The sequence below is a fragment of the Caballeronia udeis genome (genome assembly GCF_044909315.1).
In the GTDB taxonomy this organism is placed as follows: Bacteria; Pseudomonadota; Gammaproteobacteria; order Burkholderiales; family Burkholderiaceae; genus Caballeronia; species Caballeronia udeis_A.
Genome location: NZ_JBIYEB010000025.1, coordinates 114,565 through 134,341 on the forward strand (window position 1 = coordinate 114,565; position 19,777 = coordinate 134,341).

The window sequence follows — 19,777 nt, forward strand, 5'->3', positions numbered from 1 at the left end:
ACAGGGCGATGAGAGCCTCCGAAGCAAGTCCCCACGTCGCCCGTGGTGCCTTCGTTGCCCTGGTCCGGCAGGTTCTGTATGGTGGATCAACAGATGCAGCGCGCCCGCATGCATGACACCACGGATATCGAATGACTTCTGAAACAGACACTCTTATCGACGTACCAACTTCCCCAACATCGCCAATAAGCACCGATGTCCTGATCATCGGTGCAGGTCCCGTAGGCCTCTTCGCGGCATTTGAGGCGGGGGTGGTCGGGTTATCGTGTCAGATCGTCGATACGCTGGAGAGGATCGGCGGCCAGTGCATTGAGTTGTATCCCGACAAGCCCATCTACGATATCCCCGCCATTCAATCGTGCACGGCGCGTGAGCTGGTCGACCGCCTCATGGAGCAATGCCGTCCTTTCAACGCCCCGATTCACCTGGGTCAACGAGTCGAAAGCGTTGAGCAGCGTGAAGACGGCAGGTGGACGGTCACGACGGGCCAGGGCCTCGTCTTCGATACCGCCGCGATCATGCTGGCCGCCGGGAACGGCGCGTTCGTGCCGCAACGCCTGGCGTTCCCCGAAGCGACACCGCTTGAAGGTAGTCACGTTCACTACAGCGTGCAAAATCTCGCTGATTTCGCCGGCAAGACGGTGATAGTCGCCGGCGGTGGCGACTCGGCAATCGATTGGGCGCTGGCTTTGCGCAAGGTCGCGCGCCGAGTCGTGCTGGTGCATCGGCGCAATGGGTTCAGCGCGGTGGCATCGAGTGTCGATGAGATGAGGCGCGCGGTCGATGCTGGTGAAATGGAGTTCATGGTCGGTTCGATCGCGTCGTTGTCCGCACCCGAAAACAAGCTGGCATCGATCGAGATCCGGCAGATCGGCGGCACTGCACAGATCGATGCAGATCATTTGGTCGTGCTGTATGGCCTCGTCGCCGACCTCGGACCGATAGCAACGTGGGATTTAAAAATAGTGGGCGGCCGGGTCGATGTGGATACCTCAAACTACGAAAGTTCGCGACCGGGAATCTTCGCAGTGGGGGACATCGCGAATTATCCGAATAAGCAAAAATTGATTCTTTCGGGCTTTCACGAGGCGTCGCTGGCGCTGAGGAAGGCTTACACCTACGCGTATCCTGACAAGAAGCGGGTGCATGTACATTCAAGTTACGACGCCGGGCTCGCAGAGCGTATTGCGTCGGGTTCGGCGCATCAGGAGTGAGTTTCCCGTTGGCTTGCAACGGGAAACTCTGGCTCACATCAGCAGCCGCCATCGTCTCAATCCAGGACCCTGCCGTTTGCGGAGCAGATCCGGGCTCGAGCGGTGGTGGAATTTGGCAAGGCCGGGCGGCTTGATTGCGAGAACCCATACCTCGTCGCAAGAATGATCGGTTCGATGATCTGCGAGGCCGCGCTGCCTTTGGATGGAGCGGGGGCATCGGAGGAGGAGTTGAAGCAGCAGGCGTTGGTTATCGTCGCGCGGGTATTCGCCGCTTTCGCTTGTCCGCCGGCTTAACGATCGGTAACGGCCCGCGCGGGCACGGTACAAGCTCCCGAGCAATCTCCGGGCGCTCGCCGGGCCGCTTGGCATAAACTAGGAGCGCCCAAGCTCACTCCGCAGCTCACTACGCAGCACCCTTTCAGGGAGCGTTGCATGATCACCCTCTTTTCGTACCCCGAACTCTACGGTCTCGAAGACAACAATCCGTATGGTCTGAAGGTATTCGCATTCCTTAAGCTCTGCGGTTTGCCTTTCGATCATCGGCATATCCTCGACACAAAATCAGCGCCTCGCGGGCAGCTTCCCTACGTGACCGATGACCAGGAATCGATTGGTGACAGCGACGCCATCATTGCTTATCTCAAGGGCAAGTACGGCCTGGCTATCGACGACGCATTGACACCTATCCAGCACGACCTGGATTTTCTGATCAGGCGGGCGCTCGACGATCTGTATTGGGTCATGTCGTATTCACGCTGGAGCGACCCGCGTTTCTGGCCGGTCTTCAAGGGCGCGTTCTTGTCCGCACACCCGGACATCGCAGCAGACAGCCTTGACGCGGCCCGGCAATACAACTTCGAGCGGTATCGATATCAAGGCATCGGCCGTTTCGAACCCGGCGAGGTCTATGCACGAGGGATAGCCGATCTGCAAGTGATCTCGAACCTGCTTGGCGACAACGAATTCCTGTTCGGTGCGCTGCCAACGAGCATTGACGCCAGTGTTTTTGGCTTCGTGGCGAATATCTTCTTCTACGATATAGACACGCCGCTCAAGCAGTTCGTTTTGGCTCGGCCTGAGCTTGTGCGGCACTGCCATGCAGTGCGTGCATCGATAGCCAAACCCGCCTGACTAAGACGCGTACCCGAGCAATTTGGCAGCAAGGGCTTCGGGCGCGCTGATCATTGCGTCGTGTCCGGTTTTTATTTCGTCCCATGCCCAGTCCTTCTGAGCATGCACGAAGTCGCGGCTGGCTTGCAACGGCTCATACACCGGATCGACACACTGGATGTACACCTTCGGAATCGTGCCGCCCACGGGTCCGTTCAGCGCTATGGGGTCATCAAAGGTCTTCAGCGGATGGGGTGTGCAGTTACGTTCAAGCAGTGCCACTTGAGCGGCCTCGAACACGCCGAATGCGCTCGCGGGCGGCACCGGAATGGAAAGGCCGCCGCTGGATTCGTTCGATTGCCCGATGCGTTGCGCCACGATCCCGGGTGCGAGCCGGGAGAATGCCGTCTGTCCGTGTTCGAGCACCACGGCATCGAGAAAGACAAGCTGGCGGATGCGCTGAGGCACCCGATCGGCCGCACCCGTGATTGGCAGGCCGCCAAAACTGTGGCCGACCAGGACGACGCCGGTCAGGTCTTCGTATTCGAGGACATTGACGACGTCCTGGATGAACACACCAAGGTCGATAGCCTTCGAAAGCAGATGCGAACGTTCGCCGAGGCCGCTGAGCGTAGGAGTAAAGACCTGATGCCCATGAGCGCGCAAGATCCGGGCGACGGCATTCCAGCACCAACCACCGTGCCAGGCGCCGTGAACCAGGACATAGGTTGTGTCTCCGCGAGGAGTGGTCGCATCAATCAGATTGTCAGGGGTTGCCAAGTCGGTCTCCGTCTTTGTCTTTGTTTTGGGCAGTTAAGCGTTGCTCAGCGCGATCATTCAAGCCGCGTCGAGACCAGAATAGTACGCGGAACACCGTGTTGAGGGTCGGCATCCGATTTGTTTGCGAATGCTCTAGGTGGCGCCATGTTCCTCTTGCGAGCGCTGATTCTCCGCCCTCATTGTCAACGAGACGACAGCCGCAAACCCGCCGCCTTGACGCTGCGACAACTGAAGCTCACCGCCATGCAGCTTCGCAATCCTTTCGACGATAGCCAGGCCCAACCCCGTCCCTCCCGGATGCTTGCCCGTCGATCGCCCGCGTTTGAACGGAGCTTTCAACGTATTCAGATCGCCGCCATTCGCGCCTTTGCCGCGATCGGCAACCTCCACGTACGCGGTGTGACTCACATTGTCGGCCCACGTCCGCACCGACAACCCCACGCGCCCGTACAGCACCGCGTTCTGCATCAGGTTCATCAATACGCGCATGACGCTGATCGGACGGAACGCGAATGGTTGCAGCTCGCCGAGAGTGAGTTCGAACACGTGACCCAGGCCCGCGAAGTCGGCCGCAAGATTGCAGACCAGCGCATTCAGGTCGCCGATCTCAACCGCTTCGCGCGCGCCGCTGCCGGCATAGTCCATGAACTGCTGGAGAATGGCGTCGATCTGATCGAGATAATGATCCGTCGATACCGCCAGTTCGTCATGTTCTTCCGATGGTGTTGTCATGGCCACGGCGAGACGCAGCTTGGTCAACGGCGTGCGGATATCGTGGGAGATACCGGCGAGCATCAGCGAACGGGTGGCATCGGCTTCCTGCAACGCACTGACCATCTGGTTGAATGCAACGCTGACTTGCGCGATCTCGGTCGGTCCATCCACCCGCAGCGCTTGCGGCGCCTCTCCTGAACTCAAGCGGCGCGCCGCGTTGGCGAGATCGCGCAGCGGCCGGTTGATGTGGCGCTGGATCAGGTAGGCGGTGACGATGGCAAGGCCGCCGAGCGCGAGTGACAGCGCAATAGCGGAGAGCATGCCGTCGTTGTGCGCGGCTTCAGGAACGGGCAGGGCGATCCAGTACCGTTCGTGACCAAGATGCGCGCGAATCCAAAGCCGTTGTTCGCCTTCGGTTTGCCATTGAACCTCCATGTTCGCGGGCAGATGCTGACGCAAGGTATCGATAAAAACATCGCGTTGATAGGTCCGATAGAAATTACTCAACGTCAACGCAGGCTCGGGGGCGGCGCCGGCCGGGAATTCCTGTCTGGCTTCGAAGCGAACTGCAAGACCGTGTTGAGCATCCAGTGCAGCAGTCTGCAGCAGGTCGTCGAGCGTTTGCACATAAATAGCGAAAGTTTCTGCGGCGCGCTCGATCCGCGGTCTCTGGACAAAATGCGTTAGTACGCTTAATGAACTGATCTGGCTGACAATAACCAGCGCCACCAGCAGCGCGATATTGCGTGTAAACAGTGAGCGCGGCAGCGCAATTGGGCGCATGGGCCGGCTCATGGTTCGACTTCCGCGACCAGCATGTAGCCCACGCCCCAGACCGTCTTGACGAAGCGCGGTTTCGACGGATCTGCTTCCACGATCTGCCGCAACCGTAGCACCTGCACATCGATACTGCGATCCAGCGCGTCGTGGTCCCGCCCTCGTGAGCGGGCGATCAGATTGTCGCGGCTGACGGGCCGGTTCGGTGAGGCGCCCAAAGCATTCAATAGCAGCATCTGGGTCGAATGAATCTCGAACAATTCGCCCGACTTGTACAGGCGCTGTTTGCCGAGATCCAGGCAGTAGTCGCCGAAACGCACGGTCTGCGACCTGAGCACGGGTTCGCCTGCCGCGATCTTCTGGCGCCTGAGCAGTGCGCGAACACGTGCAACAAGTTCACGCGGCAGGAACGGTTTGGCCAGGTAGTCGTCGGCGCCGGTTTCAAGACCGATGACCTTATCGACCGGATCGCCTTTGGCGGTGAGGATGAGAATGGGCAGCGTCTGGCCCTCGGCGCGCAAACGCCGGCAGACCGACAGCCCGTCCTCCTGATCCATCATCAGGTCGAGGATCAGCAAGTCAAAGGGCTCGCGCTGCAAATAGCGATCAAGCCGCTTGCTGTCGGCGACAACCCGGACTTCGAAACCGTGACCGCTCAGGAAGCGCTGCAGCATGTTGCGCAACTCGGCTTCATCGTCGAGAACGATGATCTTCGGCTGACTCTCCATTCATGCCTCCTTCAATGCGTCGGACGGACGGGTTTCGTGACGTTCGGCAAGCTTCTTTAGCGGGGCAAAGCGGTCTGCAGTCCAATAGACAATAGTCCGGTACGCACAGAACAAAAAGCTTTTACCTCTCGCCACGTAACCGTCAGTGCGATGCCGCGCGCTGCTGCATGAATTGCTCGATCTGCGGCAGGGTGATGTAGCCGGCCTTTTGCGTGTCGATCTGATCGAAGTTTTGCGCGACCCTCGGCATGCCTTGCGCTGCTTGTGCCCGGGTCAGCTTGCCGTCGTGCGTGGTGTTGGCGGCTGCAAAGCGCGCCTGCAACTGCTGCATGGCGTGCTCCATGCGTTGCGGGCTGGCCGCCGATTGCGGTTCGGTTTGCGCCATGGCGCCAGTGCTGGCGAACGAGGCGGCAATGGACAGGATGAAGATGGCAAGTGCGTTTTTCATGAGGTTCTCCAGTGGAATTCGGTAAATGAAGGATTTGTTTTCCATCGATTGCGGGTGTTTGTGTTTCGCCGTTTGAAGTGGCCCCGATCAATGGCAGACCGAAGCTTATCGGTCAGCGCCTGAAAATGAATAACAAACCGGCTACGAATCATGTCGCCGCATGTCATGCACGGGATCGTGAAGTAAGCATCTATTCCCTACAGAAAATGCTTGCCCAAACGTCTTAACGCCAGTGATTGGTGACATCGAATGAAATATGTTTCGACGTGGCTTCGGGACGCAGTTTGCGTATCTTTCGGTGGTCGGCGCCATGAGCGCTTCAACGGATTCGCAAGGCCCTGATGCAATGCGAACCATCCGGCGGAACGGCTTCCAAAGCGAAGGCGGCACCTGCCGATCGAATCGAAGAGAATCCACATGAACATTCGTCTTATCAGTGCATCTGCCGCCACCGCTCTCGGCCTCATGCTTTCCACCGGCGTTGAAGCACGGACATTTGTTGTCTACGCCGGACCGGCTGTGGTTTATGTACCGCCGCCGCGGCCTGTGTATTACACCGTGCCGGTGCGTTCGGCCTATGTCGTGGCGGTGCCCGCACCCGCGCCGAAGCCGGTAGTCTATGTGGCGGCACCGAAACCTGCGCCGGTAGTCTATGTGCCTGTGAGGGGCGCCTACGCTGCGGTGCCTGCGGCGAACGTAACCTACGCACAACCCGTTGTAATGGTGCCGGTCGCCGGCATGCACTGAGCTAGTGTTGCTCGCGTATCGCGGTGAACGCTGCGCGCAAGCGCTCGGCTTTCTTCTCGAGCAGCGCCGGCACCTGATCCAGGCGCACCGGCTCCGGTTCGGCACTGCCGGGAGGCGGCGGGTTGTTGATGGCGAAAAGCGCGATGTCGCTGTCCGGGGCTACACCGATGGCCTGGACCGTCAGCGTGGTAAGCGACACCTTGCTCACCCCGGCCACGCGCTTTGCTCCATCGATAGCGGCGCCGATTGGCGTGAGGTCGCGCAAACGCAGCGAGCGCCTGGTCAGCCGGACATCGGTAAGCGCAATATGCAGGATCATGGAATCGGGCTGCGGCGTGTCGACCACGTTCGCGGTTTTCAACACGTTCTCGCGCAACGCATTGCTGAATGCGGTGGTCAGTTCGGCCATCTGCTCGGGCTCGATACCTTTGTATGGAGAATCCGGTGCGAGAAAGATTTCGATCGGCGGGATATACACGCTATGCAGCATGGCGCGTCGCGCATCGTAGTCGGGGGCGATATAGCCGGTGGTACCCGGGAACTGCACGACAGGCGTTAGCGGTACGCTTGCCGGTATCAGGTTCCCGGCGTTCGCGATGCTGCAGGCAAGGCTTGTTGCGGCGCACGCACACACCAGCAGACGCAACAACCCGGATCGTCCATTCATGGTGCGCCCCTTCTTCAGACCCGCATGGGGAAGCGACGTAATGCGTGGCTTCTCGACGATTCACCAACTGGTAATGAGCGGAAACGAGGCAACACGGCCATGGTGACGCTCGGGAATTCGTATGAAGCGAGTTGTTGTTTCGACACTTCCGCCGGCCCCTAAGTTATAGACCATGCTGCTCGCGGCGTAGCGATGATTGCTGCGTAACGAGGCGAAGGACACGTTCGCCTCGGCGCGGCTGACGCAGTATCGAAGAACGCAGGACGTGTATCCGCGTCTTGCGATGGGTGCGGCGTTTGTCCCTCTGAAGGAGACGATCCATGTGTGTTCATTCAATCTGTTCTTTGCCGCGGCGGCGCGCTCTGTTCGCCGGCGTGGCGTCCGTTACCATCGCTGCGTTTTCGCTGCATGATGCACGTGCGGATCAACCTTCAACGGGGCCTGCTCCGAACGCGATTCCAGCCGGGGATGCGCTCGCTCGTCTGTTGCAGGGCAACAATCGCTACGTTGCCAATACACCTGCGAACAAGGACTATTCTGCTGGCCGGGCAGCGCGCTTGACGGCGCAATATCCCATTGCGGCGATTGTAGGTTGCTCGGATTCGCGGGTCTCGCCGGAGCTGGCGTTCGATCAAGGTCCGGGCGACCTGTTCGTCGTCAGGGTCGCCGGCAATTTCGTCAACGACGATGGTCTCGCCAGCCTGGAATACGGGGTGAAGTTCCTGGGTGTACCGTTGATCGTGGTGCTTGGACATACGCATTGCGGCGCGGTCACAGCCACGATCAAAGCGATCCGCGAACACGCTGTCTTGCCGGGGCATTTGCCTGAACTGGCCAGGGCAATCAGGCCGGCCGTCGAGATTGCCAGGACGCACGGACACGGCGATCTGGTGGCGGATGTCACGGTCGAGAATGTGCGGCTGAATGCCAACCGCTTGAGGGTTTCGAAGCCGCTGATCGGAGAGTATGTAAGGACGGGCAAGGTGCAAGTGGTCGGAGCGATCTACGATCTCGCTTCAGGCAAGGTCCGGATTGTCGATTGAAGCGATCACCCGGGTTCCCGCCGGTCAACAATGCGCGTCGGAGATCGTCTGTGCACCAGTCGAGCGGAGGACCCCATGAAAGGAAGTCAGCTTACGGTCTATGTGGCAACGCAGGGTCATCGCAGGCATCACCTGACGGTGGTCGACTGGGTCCTCGAAGAAACCAGGAAGGCCGGCATTGTCGGGGCGACGGTCGTCGAGGTGACTGAAGCTATCGATATGCTTGGCAAGTATCACGCCGCGCGGTTTTTCGAACTAGCCGATCAACCGGTCGTAGTGACGGTTGTCGCGGAAGATGCGCGGATCGATGCGCTGCTCGCGAGCCTCAGGCATGGCGGCACGAACCTGTTTTATACGCGTGCTCCTATTGAGTACGAGGTGCTGGGGTAACCGTGAGGATTCTCCGGTTGCTGCATTGCGCAAGCGCGACAGCGTCAAAGACGTGACCTACAATTAAGTGTCGTGCGATTTCTCGTTCGCGGCACGCGCTCTGCTCGTTGCCGTCTGCGCGGGGTATACGCACCAAAGTTCGCAAGGGCGGCGTTCCGTCAATACTGGGACGTTGCCGCGGAGGTCGGCATGAACGGCTATCAACTGACGTTCTACACTGAGCGGAACCGTAAATGCGGTCATCTGACGTTTTGTGAATGGCTGCTGCAAGAGGTTCGCAAACGCGACATTCGAGGGGCGACGGTTATCAGCGCAGCGGAAGGTATCGGGCATGCGGGCGCTCATCATGCCGCGCATATTCTTAAACTCGCCGATCAGCCGGTACAGGTCATCCTGGCGGTGACCGAGCATGAAGCGGACGAGATATTGGAGGTCGTACGCGCAGCAAACGTACATGTTTTCTACACGCGTGCACCTATTGAGTTCGGGTTGTTAGGCGAAGATGCGCCGCCGAAGAAAGCGAAAACATTTTTCCGGTTCCATCGGCCCACAGGTACTCAGTCGAAGTGATTGTGGATACCGTTTCAAGCGAAACCTCCTGGGCGTGAGTGCCGTTTGATTATCGTTTGACCATCGTATGCCAGAGCAATTAGTGTTACCCGGATTGGACGCAAGGCCAGCGCTGCGGCCGGTTGAGCGTCATCACCTATTCTTCGCGATCGTGCCGGACCAGGATACCGCCATGCGTGTCGAGCGGTTGGCACAACGTCTGCGTGTCGAATGCGGCTTGAAGGGAAAGCCGCTTCCTACGAAGCATTTCCACGTGACCTTGCATTCCATCGGTATACACGACAGGTTTTTTGAGCATGTCGCCTCGTGGGCGCAAGCCACTGCTTCCACTATTTCAATGCCCGCGTTCGACGTCGTGCTTGATCATGTCGGCAGTTTTAGCCGGGCAGCCCGCGACCGGCCTGTCGTCCTGCTTGGAAGCAACGGCGTTGCTGCGCTGAAGGAGTTCCGCGGCGTTCTGGGAACGACGTTGGCGAAAGCCGGATTTAATCTCAAACCCTCAAGCTTCACGCCCCATCTGACCTTGCTTTACGACAAGCATGAAGTCGCCGAACGAACTCTCGAACCGGTCCGGTGGACCGCGCGCGAGTTCGTTCTCGTGGATAGCAGGGTGGGTAAAACACAGCATGTGCAGCTTGCACGATGGCCGCTCCTGGCGTGAGTTAAGTTGTGGGCTGTACCGGGGAACCTGGAGACGGCTGAACGACCCGTGCCTCTGCCCACGCTAAAGGCGCGCCTTAACTCACGTTGAAATGCACACGGACATCCTGATGGCTCTCCACGGGTTGTCCTCCTTGCATCGCCGGGGAAAAACGCCATTTACGCAGCGTTTCCAGCAGCAAAGCGTTCAGGCGAGGGTTCTGTGTCGGCTTTGAAAGTTCTACTTCAATTGTTCCATCCGGGTGGATATCGAAGCGCGCGACAGCGACCGCCTGATAGGCGTCCTCGCGAAGATCGTCGGGCAGAGAAGGCATCGGCTGGCTGATGAGGCGTGCGGCGGAACCCGCCGACATGGCCGCTGTATTGCCTGCCGACGCAGAAGACGAGGATGTTGTAGCAGCGGCCGCCGATGTCTCCGCCGGGGTTGTTTGCGGCGGCGCTGGCGGTGCCGGTTGATCGGTTCTCGCGATCATGGGTTCCGGTGGCGCTCGCTGGATTTCGTGCGGTTTCACGACCCGGACTGGCGTTGGATTTCGTCGCGCGTGTGCTTGGTGGGTGACGGTTGCAGCGGGCGCGGAAGGGGTCGCAGCCGGCGTATTTGCCGAGGGTGCGGGCAACTCGACAAGACGCATTTCCATGGCCGCGGGCGGCGGGGTGGCGGCGCTCGGGAGAGGCTGTAAGAGCGGGTTCACGATCTGAGTCAGCAGAACCGCCCACAACACAAACGCAATCAGAAGGGCCACGCTGAATCTGATCCGAGACACATCCATCCGGCCTTCCCGTTTCCCCATCGCGCTACTCACGATGTATGGCGATCAGGAAATGCTCCGCGCCGGCGCGGCGCGCAGCCAGCATGGCTTGAACGACCGCTCCTTGTGCGGCGGCATCGTCCGCCGCAATGACTACGTTCCGGTCCGGCTTGAGAAGTCGCCTGACCCCGGCTTCCACCTGGTCGAGACGCACGGGCTGCCGATCCAGGAAGATCGTGTTCGTGCGATCGACTGCCAGCGTCAACGGCTGATCCTCGGACATCTGCTGCGCCTGTCCAGAGGGCAAATCGACCTTGACCGCATCAAGCCGTTGCATGGCCAGCGACGCCAGCATGAACGTGGCCAGCAGAAAGAACATCACGTCGATCATCGGAATGATCTCGATGCGCCCACGCTTCGACGCCCGCGAGCGCCGGAACTTCATCGCGTGTCTCTCGCCGCCGCTCCGGCGCTTTCAGCCTTGAGGCGGATTTCGCTGAGACGCTCGTTAGCGTGCACTTCGAGGTCATCGATCAGGCGTTCAAGGCGTCGCGAAAAATAATTGAATGCGAAGAGCGCGAACAACGCGACGACCAGACCAATAGCTGTCGCCACCAGCGACTGCGCCACGCCACCCGTCACGCCGCCTGGATTAACCAGGCCGTTGCCGCCGAATAGCTGGAACGAATGCATCATCCCGACAATGGTCCCCAGCAGACCGAGCAGGGGGGCGGCCGTGACGATCGTCTCCAACACCCAGAAGCCGCGGCTCATCTCCCGTTCGATACGTGTCGCGACCGATTGCGCCCGGGCTTCGAGCAGCCATAACGGCGTTCCGTCGGGCGCTGCCACCGTTGCGTCGAGGCGTTTGAACGCGTGCTGTGCCGGCAGCGTGTTGGTGCCGGCCGCAGGCAAGCCTGCAAATCGCACGAACACATACGCGCGATCGATAACGATAGCAATCGCCAGCACCGCGAGCAGCGTGAGCGGGTACACCACCCAGCCTCCAACTCGTGCCGCGGCAGTAATACCTGCCCAATCCTGCATGTTCAAAGCCCTTTCATCAAGTAATCCGATTGATTAAAAATTCTTTGTAATCCCCGCATACAGGGCAATGTGCGGCCCATACTGCGGCGCACCCACACCAATGCCTGATCCATCGCGCAACTCGTACACACGGTTGAACGCGTTGATGAGCAGCAGGCGCGCGTCGAACTTGCCGATCAGTGGTTCGTTGAAGTTGAAGTGGTGGATCACACCCAGATTCACCTGGGTGTAGAAAGGCAGGTGGTCCGTGTTCGCGAAGCCGCTGCGCAATCCGCTCCCTACAATGCCGTCGAAGGTGAAGGTGGTCTTGCCCAACTGGTATGCGCCCCCGAATGAAGCGGTCACGCGCTGGTCGTGATCAAGGTATACCCAGTGATTGCTGATGTAGGCGAGTTCGCTCGCATCGAAATTGAACTGCGCCGAGTCGATGTCCTTGCCCTGCGCGCGGCTGAACGCGATGTTCATGTAGGCCGAAACATTGCCCTGTTTATAGTTGCTGGTGAATTCAACACCATAAACACGACCATATTTATAGTTGAACGGTGTGAAAATCAGGGCGGTGCCGAACTGGCCTTCGTCGAGCAGGTTCGTCGATTTCTTGTAGTACGCATCGACGCCTACCGTGATGGTCGAGCTCAGTCGTTGCGTGATGCCGAGATCGAAATAATGGCTGCGTTCCGGCTGCACCGGATCGTTCTGGCTCGATGTCTGGGCGGTGGTGCCCACGAAGCGCGCAATATCTTCACCCGACACGAGCTCAAAAGCGGGCGGTGTGAAGTAGCGGGAATAGCCGGCGTGGACCGTTGTTGAAGGCGTCAATGCATAGACGAGTCCTATACGCGGGCTTAGCTGGCTAGCGCTCACGTACTCGTCCATCTTGTCGTAGCGCAGGCCGTAGTTGATCGTGAGTTTGTCGGTCAGCTTCCACTCGTCCTGAATGTACGCGCTATAGAGATACCCTGTCTTGCTGCTCGAATCGGGTACGTTGAACGGCTGATCGGAGAGCTGGTTGCCGTCGGCATCGACGGGGAAAACGCTCAGGTTGTTGTTGAAAATTGCATGTTCCTGCTGGACCGAAATCCCCGCGCGCAGCGTGTGTTTGTCGTTGAGGCGGTAGGTCGTATCCGCTTGCACGCCATTGGCGCTGTCGCTGTGGAAATCGCTGGCCGCCACGCCGTTGAATAGCAGGTCACCCACCGGGTCAGGGTTGAATTGCGTACGCGAGTAGCGGGTAAAGAGCGCAACCTGATAGTCCAAGGCAGCGCCATTGGTACCTTGCAGCGCGATGACCGCGAACTGGTTGAGTTCGGATTGTGTCTCGTTGAGCTTGCTCGAATCGAACGTGGTGTTGCCGTTCAAGGTGAACGCGGTCGGCAAGCCGGGGGTATTGGGAATCTGGAACTGATTGCTGGTCGTGCCGAACATCAGGCTCACGCGTGTGAGCGGATTGATGATGTAGGACATGAGGCCGAACGCATCGCCCTGACGCGTGTGATCGTGGATCGGACTCGCGCTAGAAGTCGGATTCTCGATGCCCAGATTGTTCTCGCCCAGCGAGCCGCTGAAATAGTAGCTGAATGGTCCCTGGCTGCCGAAGACGTCGGCGCTGGTCTTGATGGTCTGGTGACTGCCGCCGAAGACATCGATTGAACCGCCATTGCCCTGGTCGCCGTTCTTCGTATGAATATCGACAATACCCGCGGTACGGTCGCCGTATTGAGCGGGCAATGCGCCGGTCAGCAGGTTGAGCTGGTCGATGATACGCGTATCCAGCGACTGTCCGAAGCCACTGATGGGCTCCGGAATGATGATGCCGTTGATGCGGTATTGCAGGTTTGCGTGGTCGCCGCGCACGTGCAACTGGCCATACGAGTCGCTTGCCACGCCGGGTGCTTGCAGCAGGACCTGATTGAGCGGCGTGTCCTGTCCGGCGGGGAGGGTATCAATATCCGCCTGGCTGAAGCGGTACACGCTGCTGCCCGTTTCCGGCAGCAGGCCGTTGCGCGCGCGATCGAGCCGCTTCGCATTGACCTGCACATCAATAGTGTCGCTCTTGCCGAGCGCCACCGACACGGACGCCTCCGCGCCTTCGCTCGCCGTTGCGATCCTGCTGCCGCTTGCATAGCCCGGCGCAGCAACGACGACCGCGTAGATTCCTGGCGGGACATGATGGACAGCGAAATGTCCCGTTGCATCCGTGCTCGTGGCGCCGACGGACGCGCCGCCGGCATCCTGCACCGCCACGCTGGCGTTGGCGACCGGCTTGCCGGAGCTATCGGTGACGTAGCCTGACACGGCGCTGTCAGAACCTGCTGCATAGACATGTCCCGCGGCGATCTGAGCGAACAGCAAAAGGGCCGCGTGGGCGATGAGCGTACGATTTTTCATCGATTATTTTTCTGGATGGGTTGTGTTGGATGCGTACCGCCCGGCGACGTCGTACCGTCCCCAATGACCGGCCTACATTTGTGAAGAACGTAGTCCTAATCGATCCTGGGCAGGCGCCGCGTGCATACATATCAAGCCGTGCGGCCAGGGAGGGGCCGTTGAGTGCCAGGCGGATAAAAAGTTCTACACGTTGCAAATGCAATGTTATAACATTCGTCACCAATTGTGCGAGAACTTTTTGGACGGAAAGAATGGACAAGCTGCCGGTAACTGTTTTGTCAGGCTTCCTCGGTGCGGGAAAGACCACGTTGCTCAACCACATCCTGAATAACCGGCAGGGCAGGCGCGTGGCGGTGATCGTGAACGACATGAGCGAGGTCAATATCGACGCCGCGCTGGTTCGCGATGGCGGCGCGGAACTGGCGCGCATGGACGAAAAGCTGGTCGAGATGAGTAACGGCTGCATTTGCTGCACGCTGCGCGAAGACCTTTTACTCGAGGTGAACCGACTCGCGAAGGAAGGGCGTTTTAACTATCTCGTGATCGAATCGACCGGGGTTTCAGAGCCGCTGCCGGTGGCCGAAACCTTTACGTTTGCCGACGAGCAGGGCCAAAGCCTGTCCGATGTCGCGCGCCTGGACACCATGGTGACGGTGGTGGATGCTTTCAATTTCCTTAAGGACTACAGTTCAGTGGACAGCCTGCAAACGCGGGGTGAATCGATGGGCGAGGAAGATACGCGCACGGTCGTCGACCTGCTGGTCGAGCAGGTCGAGTTCTGCGACGTGATTGTTCTGAACAAGGTGGACCTTGTTGGCGACGCGGACCGCAGGCGCCTGATGACGATCCTGAAAGGGCTGAATCCGCGGGCAGGGATCGAGATTGCGGAGTTCGGGAAGCTCGGACTGGACAAGGTGCTCGATACCCGTCTGTTCGATTTCGATGAAGCCTCCAAAGCACCCGGATGGCTCAAGGAGCTGCGTGGAGAGCACACGCCCGAGACCGAGGAATATGGCATCACCCATTTCGTCTACCGCGCTCGCCGGCCGTTCCATCCCGGGCGTTTCTGGCAACTGATCGCCAGTAACTGGCCGGGCGTGGTGCGCTCCAAAGGTTTCTTCTGGCTTGCCAGCCGGCCGACCTATGTAGGGTCATGGTCGCAGGCGGGTGGCGTATGCCGGCACGGAGGGTTGGGGTTGTGGTGGGCCGCGGTACCGAAAGCCTACTGGCCGGAGGATCCCGAATATTTGAAATCGATCGATGACGACTGGGACCCTCAAGTCGGGGACGCGCGGCAAGAGCTGGTGCTGATCGGCATTGATATGGACGAGATGGCGTTGCGGGCACGGCTGGACGCATGCCTGCTCGACGACGTGGAAATGGCGCAGGGCCCGCAAGCGTGGCAGCAATTCGCGGACCCTTTTCCTGCGTGGGATAACGGCATTCAGGATCCGGAATGAACCGCGGCCCGGGTCGCCGTTTACGTTAAGGTGTTCGAGCGTTAGCTGCCGCACGAGGGCAGTTCCGCCACTTGCAACACTTCCCCCGTCGCCCCGCGCTCGACGAACGCCACCACGCCGTCATGGCCCTCTCCCGACGCGTAGTCGCCGGAGATCAGCGCGCGTCCGTCGACTATCCGGACCGGCCCGATCCAGCGACGCACCACGCGGTCGTGATGCAATGTGGCACCGCTGTTTTCGCCGCCTTTCACCGCACTAATGAGCTGGTTTTCATACACGGCGGCGTACGCGACCGCGTCGTCGGGAAGGTTCTTGCGAGCGGTAAATGCTGCGTCGAATGCGATGTGGCCGGGCGAGGAAGGATGGCTGTCGATGCGGACATCGGCGAGCGGGGTTTCGCTATTCAACTGCTGAATGCGGGACTCGAAACTCTCGTCGTTTGACCAACTGCGCAACTCGCGGCCGCCTACGAAAATCTCCGGTGTATACACCACATGGCCGCCGCCGGTGTAGGTCAATTGTTGCTGTCGCGTGGTGAACGCGGGTTGCGCAAAGCGATCCTTCCACGCCCAGCTATCCCAGTAGTCCACATGCAGTGCCAGCGGCACGATGGTGGCGGTCTTGCGGGCATGATCGAGTTCGCTTAGCCAGTTATCGGCAGGCGGGCAACTGTTGCAGCCTTCGCTCGTATAGAGTTCGACGAGCGCGGCGCGATGCTCCGGGCTCGATGCGTGGCAAGCATTAGCGGAAGCGGCGCTGGCGGTGGCGGTGGCGGCGGAGAAGGACACGAGCAGCGCTGCGAGAGACAGGATCGATGAAGCACGCATGACGAACTCCGAAGTGAAAGGAAAGACCCCCCTTGACCGGGAAGCAGCCTGATATGACCGCGGTCACGGTCCGTCATCGACAGGGTTGTCGGGCATCTGCATTGATTCGCGGGCCAAGTCAGGCCGGAAAAATGGCTGATCAAGAAACCGCGTGGCCTGATAGTTATTTCGGTGATCCGTAAAAACCGGTTACAGGCAGCGTGAAATTGCCCTAACGCATCCGCTTTCGCGTATGCAACGTATATGACGCTGAGACAGTAAGCCAGGCACCATAGGCAGGCACCAGGCAGGCCGAGCCAGCGCAAGGAAGATGTACCCGTGGTTGGCTCACGCGTGTAACCGCATTGGAGAATCAACCGAACTACTGACATCACGGCTGCTGCCGGTCGTTCGGTGTCGTACGACTTAGCTTGCGCACGCGCGTAGCCTCAGGCACGCTGATCCAGCGTACGCCCACAAGCATCCACCCCATACCGCCGCAGTTCCCGAGAGCATCAGGAGAACGCCATGACCCCGGACATCGCCGTACCTATTGAAGCCGGGCAGTTGCTGCCGTTCCGCGAGTCGGTGCTGGCGATGCTGGGCGTATCGTTTGTAGCAATGCTGGTCGCTTTGGATCAGACGATTGTGGGGACGGCGCTGCCGCGTATCGTCGCTGATCTCAAGGGGTTCGACCTGTATGCGTGGGTGGCTACGTCGTACATGCTGACATCGGTTATCACGATCCCGATCTTCGGGCGCTTAGGCGACTTGTTCGGCCGCAAGCCGTTTTTAATGGCGGCGATCATTCTCTTCACCATCGCGTCGGTCATGTGCGGAATGGCGGCCAATATGCTGCTCCTTGTGATCGCGCGCGGCTTGCAAGGGATCGGAGGCGGCATTCTCGTGGGCACGATGTTCGCCACCGTCGCGGATCTTTTTCCCGATCCGAAGCTTCGCCTGCGCTGGCTGGTGTTTGTCAGTTCGGCATTTGCTTTGGCGAATATCGTTGGCCCGACGCTGGGCGGCGTGCTGACCCAGTACGGCGGATGGCGGATCGTGTTTTTCGTCAATCTGCCTGTGGGCATTGTCTCGTTGTTGTTCGTGCGCGCTTTCCTGCCGCATCTCCGACGGCCGCGTTCAGCCGCCCCCGTGAAACTGGACTGGGTTGGCGCGATCGTGCTGGCGTCCGAATTCGGCGCGCTGCAACTGCTGATCGAATGGGTCCCTAACGAGGGCATCACGCCAGTGACCTGCGCGCTGGGTTTGCTCACCTTGACCGGCGCAGCGGTGCTGCTGTTCTGGGAAAAGCGCATGGCTTATCCGATCATTCCCATCGACATGCTCATGGACCGAAAGCTGGCGGCGTTGTTCGCGATGGCCGTGCTCGGTGGTTTCTCGCTCTTCTCGCTGGTCTTCTACGTGCCGCTGCTGTTTCAAGGCGGTTTCGCGATGTCGCCGCATGACTCAGGCATGCTGATCACGCCGCTGTTGCTGGGTACGACCGTGGGCAGTGTGGTGAATAACCGGGTCGTCACGCGCATCAGGCACGCGAACGGCGTGATGTATATCGGCTTCGCGCTGTTCGCGTGCGCCGCACTTTGTCTTGTCGCGATCACGGGGACTGTGCCTCACCTTGTGTGGATGGCATGCATGGGATTCAGCGGCATCGGCCTGGGTCTGGTCGTGTCGAACCTCACGCTCTTTTCGCAGCAACTTGTTGCCCGCGATCACCTTGGTGCTGCTACGGCGCTGCTTCAATCGCTGCGGATGTTTGGCGGCATGCTTGGCACCGCAATGACAGGCGCGCTGCTCGGACGCCTCTATACGAGTGGCGTGCATCGGTCGCTGGATACGTATCAGGCGACGCAATGGTTCAAGTCATTCGCGAGTCCCGAGCTGCTGATCGATCGTGCGGAACAGGCTGCGCTGATTGGCCGCCTGATCATGGCGGGTCATGCCGGCGACGCGATGATGCAGTCAGCGCGCGGTGCGTTGATTGAATCGATACACGTGGGACTCGGGCTGGCGGCCGCGGCAGCTATAGCGGGGCTTTGTCTTGCGTGGTTCGTGCCGCCGGTGCGCGTTGATCGGCTGGATACGGGGACACGTACGCGTTAAAAGCTAACAGCGATAGCTTCGACTTCGTCGCAATGCCACCACTTCCCGGCTCATCACACAAGGGAGAGCGGCGAGGGGTGACCACGTTACGCTCGCGCGATAATTTCTACACCCACCGCACCTTACCAACGCAAGACCCTAGGCCCGAGCACTGCACCGATCAGCGTGGCCAGCGCCATCCCCAGCACATACCAGACGGCCCAGAATGCGACGCTCATTTCGGGGCAGTGGAAGCAATACGCCATCGTCGCGATAGCTCCCGCGAGCATGCCGCCCGCTGCCCCGGCAAGCCCCAGCCGGGTTGGCGCAAGCCCTCGGATTGCCCAGAACACAGCGACAAACGCGGGCACCGACAACAGCAGGATATTGAGCGGACAGGTACGCCACGTGTAGCCCATGACAAGCGGCACGCGTGCGTCGGGCGCGGCTAGAAACAACACCGCTACCGCCGCGCTCCACACAACAAGCACCGGCAGCGCGGGCAGTGCCCAGAACTTGCCCGTGGTCGTTCCGGGCCGCGCCAGCCTCAGCGCAAGGAACAATGCGGCTGCGGCAAGCATTGTGGGGAACGCAAACTTGGCCCAAAAAATAGGTGTGCGCGACACCACGGCAATGTCCGGGCGCACGCCGAAAATCACAGCCATCAGCACCACCGCGCCAAGCCCGCCCAATACGATTGCCCGCCCGAAGCGGCGCGCGGACACACGTGGGTCGACCGGTGTCACGCCAGTCGATAGAAGCGAAATCAGGTCCTCGGTTTTCATGCGGTGCCTCGAATCTTTGCTGCCAGTGCTTTCAGTCCACGGTGAATGCCCACTTTGACCGCCGACTCCGACATCCCCGTGAGCGCTGCGGTTTCGGTCACGGAGAGCCCTTGTAGCTTCACGTGAACAATCGGCAGCCGGTGACGGTCCGGCAATTGCTCGAGCAACTTGCTGACATCGCGTTTGGCATCGGCGGGTTCTTCGTCCGAGGTCGCGAAGATCTCGAGCGCGTCGTCCAGCGGATCGTTCAATGCTTCACGCCGCGATCTTGCGCGGAAAAAATCCATCAGCTTATAACGTGCGATCCCATGTACCCAGGCGGTCAACGGCTCGTCCGGGCGATACGTGTGGCGGCTGTTGTGCACGGCCAGCAGGATTTCCTGCACGACATCTTCTATGTCGTCCTGCAGGTAATAGATGCGCTTTCTCAGAAAGCCGCGCAGATGTCCCGTCAAGTCGTCGAGGAACGACCGGTAGGCGACGGCGTCGCCATTCAGGCCGCGAATAAACAGCGCCCTCAACCGTTCTTCGACACCAGACACAGAGCCACTTTGTATTATTCGCTTCATCGCGGAATCGGGTTACAGCGCGCTT

Annotated in this window: 22 protein-coding genes; 10 read left to right on the forward strand and 12 right to left on the reverse strand. The window is 59.8% G+C overall.

Features of this window, described 5'->3' with window-relative positions; genetic code table 11:
- Positions 1-131: 131 nt before the first annotated feature.
- The 3 genes from ABH944_RS32150 to ABH944_RS32160 all read left to right on the forward strand — a co-directional run bounded on the left by ABH944_RS32150 (position 132) and on the right by ABH944_RS32160 (position 2,345).
- Complete coding sequence (locus ABH944_RS32150) at positions 132-1,214, forward strand: NAD(P)/FAD-dependent oxidoreductase (RefSeq protein WP_404611247.1); 1,083 nt, start codon at positions 132-134, stop codon at positions 1,212-1,214.
- 105 nt (positions 1,215-1,319) lie between these two features.
- Positions 1,320-1,508 (forward strand): hypothetical protein, encoded by a 189-nt coding sequence (locus ABH944_RS32155; RefSeq protein ID WP_404611246.1) that lies wholly within the window; start codon positions 1,320-1,322, stop codon positions 1,506-1,508.
- Positions 1,509-1,646: 138 nt separating this feature from the next.
- Positions 1,647-2,345: a glutathione S-transferase family protein gene (locus tag ABH944_RS32160; RefSeq protein WP_404611245.1), complete on the forward strand. Its 699-nt coding sequence runs from the start codon at positions 1,647-1,649 to the stop codon at positions 2,343-2,345.
- Here ABH944_RS32160 and ABH944_RS32165 read toward each other — a convergent pair whose 3' ends face one another.
- The 4 genes from ABH944_RS32165 to ABH944_RS32180 form a co-directional block, all read right to left on the reverse strand.
- A complete protein-coding gene (locus tag ABH944_RS32165) occupies positions 2,346-3,104 on the reverse strand; it encodes an alpha/beta fold hydrolase (RefSeq protein WP_404611244.1) in 759 nt (252 codons plus the stop codon).
- Between the two features lie 132 nt (positions 3,105-3,236).
- Positions 3,237-4,613 (reverse strand): ATP-binding protein, encoded by a 1,377-nt coding sequence (locus tag ABH944_RS32170; protein WP_404611243.1) that lies wholly within the window; start codon positions 4,611-4,613, stop codon positions 3,237-3,239.
- Positions 4,610-5,323 carry a response regulator gene (locus tag ABH944_RS32175; protein ID WP_404611242.1) on the reverse strand — a complete coding sequence of 238 codons (714 nt, stop codon included), beginning with the start codon at positions 5,321-5,323 and terminating at the stop codon, positions 4,610-4,612. Before ABH944_RS32175 ends, ABH944_RS32170 begins: the two co-directional genes overlap by 4 nt.
- A gap of 142 nt (positions 5,324-5,465) precedes the next feature.
- The gene (locus ABH944_RS32180) at positions 5,466-5,771 is read right to left on the reverse strand and encodes an EF-hand domain-containing protein (RefSeq protein WP_404611241.1); all 306 of its coding nucleotides are present in this window, start codon (positions 5,769-5,771) and stop codon (positions 5,466-5,468) included.
- 417 nt (positions 5,772-6,188) lie between these two features.
- Here ABH944_RS32180 and ABH944_RS32185 point away from each other — a divergent pair, with 417 nt between their 5' ends.
- Positions 6,189-6,518, forward strand: a complete 330-nt coding sequence (locus tag ABH944_RS32185; RefSeq protein WP_404611240.1) for a hypothetical protein — start codon at positions 6,189-6,191, stop codon at positions 6,516-6,518.
- A 1-nt stretch (position 6,519) separates the two neighbouring features.
- On the opposite strand, the gene ABH944_RS32190 is transcribed toward ABH944_RS32185, so the two are convergent.
- Positions 6,520-7,185 (reverse strand): DUF3313 family protein, encoded by a 666-nt coding sequence (locus tag ABH944_RS32190; protein ID WP_404611239.1) that lies wholly within the window; start codon positions 7,183-7,185, stop codon positions 6,520-6,522.
- Positions 7,186-7,505: 320 nt separating this feature from the next.
- Here ABH944_RS32190 and ABH944_RS32195 point away from each other — a divergent pair, with 320 nt between their 5' ends.
- The 4 genes from ABH944_RS32195 (at position 7,506) to thpR (ending at position 9,849) form a co-directional block, all read left to right on the forward strand.
- Positions 7,506-8,228, forward strand: coding sequence for a carbonic anhydrase (locus ABH944_RS32195; RefSeq protein ID WP_404611238.1), 723 nt, complete (start codon positions 7,506-7,508; stop codon positions 8,226-8,228).
- Between the two features lie 75 nt (positions 8,229-8,303).
- Positions 8,304-8,618 carry a DUF190 domain-containing protein gene (locus tag ABH944_RS32200; protein WP_404611237.1) on the forward strand — a complete coding sequence of 105 codons (315 nt, stop codon included), beginning with the start codon at positions 8,304-8,306 and terminating at the stop codon, positions 8,616-8,618.
- A 189-nt stretch (positions 8,619-8,807) separates the two neighbouring features.
- Positions 8,808-9,188, forward strand: a complete 381-nt coding sequence (locus ABH944_RS32205) for a DUF190 domain-containing protein (protein ID WP_404611236.1) — start codon at positions 8,808-8,810, stop codon at positions 9,186-9,188.
- Positions 9,189-9,255: 67 nt separating this feature from the next.
- Positions 9,256-9,849 (forward strand): RNA 2',3'-cyclic phosphodiesterase, encoded by a 594-nt coding sequence (thpR, locus tag ABH944_RS32210; protein ID WP_404611235.1) that lies wholly within the window; start codon positions 9,256-9,258, stop codon positions 9,847-9,849.
- A 76-nt stretch (positions 9,850-9,925) separates the two neighbouring features.
- Here the strand turns inward: thpR and ABH944_RS32215 are convergent, their stop codons facing one another.
- From ABH944_RS32215 to ABH944_RS32230, 4 genes are all read right to left on the reverse strand, one after another.
- A complete protein-coding gene (locus ABH944_RS32215) occupies positions 9,926-10,201 on the reverse strand; it encodes an energy transducer TonB (RefSeq protein ID WP_404611234.1) in 276 nt (91 codons plus the stop codon).
- A gap of 442 nt (positions 10,202-10,643) precedes the next feature.
- On the reverse strand, positions 10,644-11,042 hold the full coding sequence (locus tag ABH944_RS32220) for an ExbD/TolR family protein (protein ID WP_404611233.1): 399 nt from the start codon (positions 11,040-11,042) through the stop codon (positions 10,644-10,646).
- Positions 11,039-11,644 carry a MotA/TolQ/ExbB proton channel family protein gene (locus tag ABH944_RS32225; protein WP_404611232.1) on the reverse strand — a complete coding sequence of 202 codons (606 nt, stop codon included), beginning with the start codon at positions 11,642-11,644 and terminating at the stop codon, positions 11,039-11,041. The genes ABH944_RS32220 and ABH944_RS32225 overlap by 4 nt, the downstream gene beginning before the upstream one ends.
- Positions 11,645-11,677: 33 nt before the next feature.
- The gene (locus ABH944_RS32230) at positions 11,678-14,032 is read right to left on the reverse strand and encodes a TonB-dependent receptor (protein WP_404611231.1); all 2,355 of its coding nucleotides are present in this window, start codon (positions 14,030-14,032) and stop codon (positions 11,678-11,680) included.
- Positions 14,033-14,283: 251 nt separating this feature from the next.
- Here ABH944_RS32230 and zigA point away from each other — a divergent pair, with 251 nt between their 5' ends.
- Complete coding sequence (gene zigA, locus ABH944_RS32235; protein ID WP_404611230.1) at positions 14,284-15,492, forward strand: zinc metallochaperone GTPase ZigA; 1,209 nt, start codon at positions 14,284-14,286, stop codon at positions 15,490-15,492.
- 41 nt (positions 15,493-15,533) lie between these two features.
- Here zigA and ABH944_RS32240 read toward each other — a convergent pair whose 3' ends face one another.
- On the reverse strand, positions 15,534-16,319 hold the full coding sequence (locus ABH944_RS32240) for a DUF1223 domain-containing protein (protein ID WP_404611229.1): 786 nt from the start codon (positions 16,317-16,319) through the stop codon (positions 15,534-15,536).
- Between the two features lie 507 nt (positions 16,320-16,826).
- Between ABH944_RS32240 and ABH944_RS32245 the strand changes: the two genes are divergently transcribed.
- Positions 16,827-18,419, forward strand: a complete 1,593-nt coding sequence (locus ABH944_RS32245; protein ID WP_404611228.1) for an MFS transporter — start codon at positions 16,827-16,829, stop codon at positions 18,417-18,419.
- Between the two features lie 122 nt (positions 18,420-18,541).
- Here the strand turns inward: ABH944_RS32245 and ABH944_RS32250 are convergent, their stop codons facing one another.
- Together ABH944_RS32250 and ABH944_RS32255 are read right to left on the reverse strand one after the other, a co-directional pair.
- Positions 18,542-19,183, reverse strand: a complete 642-nt coding sequence (locus tag ABH944_RS32250) for a DUF1109 domain-containing protein (protein WP_404611227.1) — start codon at positions 19,181-19,183, stop codon at positions 18,542-18,544.
- Positions 19,180-19,752, reverse strand: coding sequence for a sigma-70 family RNA polymerase sigma factor (locus ABH944_RS32255; RefSeq protein WP_404611226.1), 573 nt, complete (start codon positions 19,750-19,752; stop codon positions 19,180-19,182). The genes ABH944_RS32250 and ABH944_RS32255 overlap by 4 nt, the downstream gene beginning before the upstream one ends.
- Between the last annotated feature and the right edge of the window lie 25 nt (positions 19,753-19,777).

Excerpts from the sequence above, each read along its gene's own strand:
- ABH944_RS32195 (WP_404611238.1), top strand. The coding sequence starts at position 7,506 with ATGTGTGTTCATTCAATCTGTTCTTTGCCGCGGCGGCGCGCTCTGTTC.
- ABH944_RS32240 (WP_404611229.1), bottom strand. The coding sequence starts at position 16,319 with ATGCGTGCTTCATCGATCCTGTCTCTCGCAGCGCTGCTCGTGTCCTTC.
- ABH944_RS32250 (WP_404611227.1), bottom strand. The coding sequence starts at position 19,183 with ATGAAAACCGAGGACCTGATTTCGCTTCTATCGACTGGCGTGACACCG.
- ABH944_RS32180 (WP_404611241.1), bottom strand. The coding sequence starts at position 5,771 with ATGAAAAACGCACTTGCCATCTTCATCCTGTCCATTGCCGCCTCGTTC.
- ABH944_RS32215 (WP_404611234.1), bottom strand. The coding sequence starts at position 10,201 with ATGTCGGCGGGTTCCGCCGCACGCCTCATCAGCCAGCCGATGCCTTCT.
- ABH944_RS32170 (WP_404611243.1), bottom strand. The coding sequence starts at position 4,613 with ATGAGCCGGCCCATGCGCCCAATTGCGCTGCCGCGCTCACTGTTTACA.
- ABH944_RS32225 (WP_404611232.1), bottom strand. The coding sequence starts at position 11,644 with ATGCAGGATTGGGCAGGTATTACTGCCGCGGCACGAGTTGGAGGCTGG.
- ABH944_RS32205 (WP_404611236.1), top strand. The coding sequence starts at position 8,808 with ATGAACGGCTATCAACTGACGTTCTACACTGAGCGGAACCGTAAATGC.
- zigA (WP_404611230.1), top strand. The coding sequence starts at position 14,284 with ATGGACAAGCTGCCGGTAACTGTTTTGTCAGGCTTCCTCGGTGCGGGA.
- ABH944_RS32200 (WP_404611237.1), top strand. The coding sequence starts at position 8,304 with ATGAAAGGAAGTCAGCTTACGGTCTATGTGGCAACGCAGGGTCATCGC.
- thpR (WP_404611235.1), top strand. The coding sequence starts at position 9,256 with ATGCCAGAGCAATTAGTGTTACCCGGATTGGACGCAAGGCCAGCGCTG.
- ABH944_RS32220 (WP_404611233.1), bottom strand. The coding sequence starts at position 11,042 with ATGAAGTTCCGGCGCTCGCGGGCGTCGAAGCGTGGGCGCATCGAGATC.
- ABH944_RS32175 (WP_404611242.1), bottom strand. The coding sequence starts at position 5,323 with ATGGAGAGTCAGCCGAAGATCATCGTTCTCGACGATGAAGCCGAGTTG.
- ABH944_RS32160 (WP_404611245.1), top strand. The coding sequence starts at position 1,647 with ATGATCACCCTCTTTTCGTACCCCGAACTCTACGGTCTCGAAGACAAC.
- ABH944_RS32230 (WP_404611231.1), bottom strand. The coding sequence starts at position 14,032 with ATGAAAAATCGTACGCTCATCGCCCACGCGGCCCTTTTGCTGTTCGCT.
- ABH944_RS32150 (WP_404611247.1), top strand. The coding sequence starts at position 132 with ATGACTTCTGAAACAGACACTCTTATCGACGTACCAACTTCCCCAACA.
- ABH944_RS32190 (WP_404611239.1), bottom strand. The coding sequence starts at position 7,185 with ATGAATGGACGATCCGGGTTGTTGCGTCTGCTGGTGTGTGCGTGCGCC.
- ABH944_RS32255 (WP_404611226.1), bottom strand. The coding sequence starts at position 19,752 with ATGAAGCGAATAATACAAAGTGGCTCTGTGTCTGGTGTCGAAGAACGG.
- ABH944_RS32185 (WP_404611240.1), top strand. The coding sequence starts at position 6,189 with ATGAACATTCGTCTTATCAGTGCATCTGCCGCCACCGCTCTCGGCCTC.
- ABH944_RS32245 (WP_404611228.1), top strand. The coding sequence starts at position 16,827 with ATGACCCCGGACATCGCCGTACCTATTGAAGCCGGGCAGTTGCTGCCG.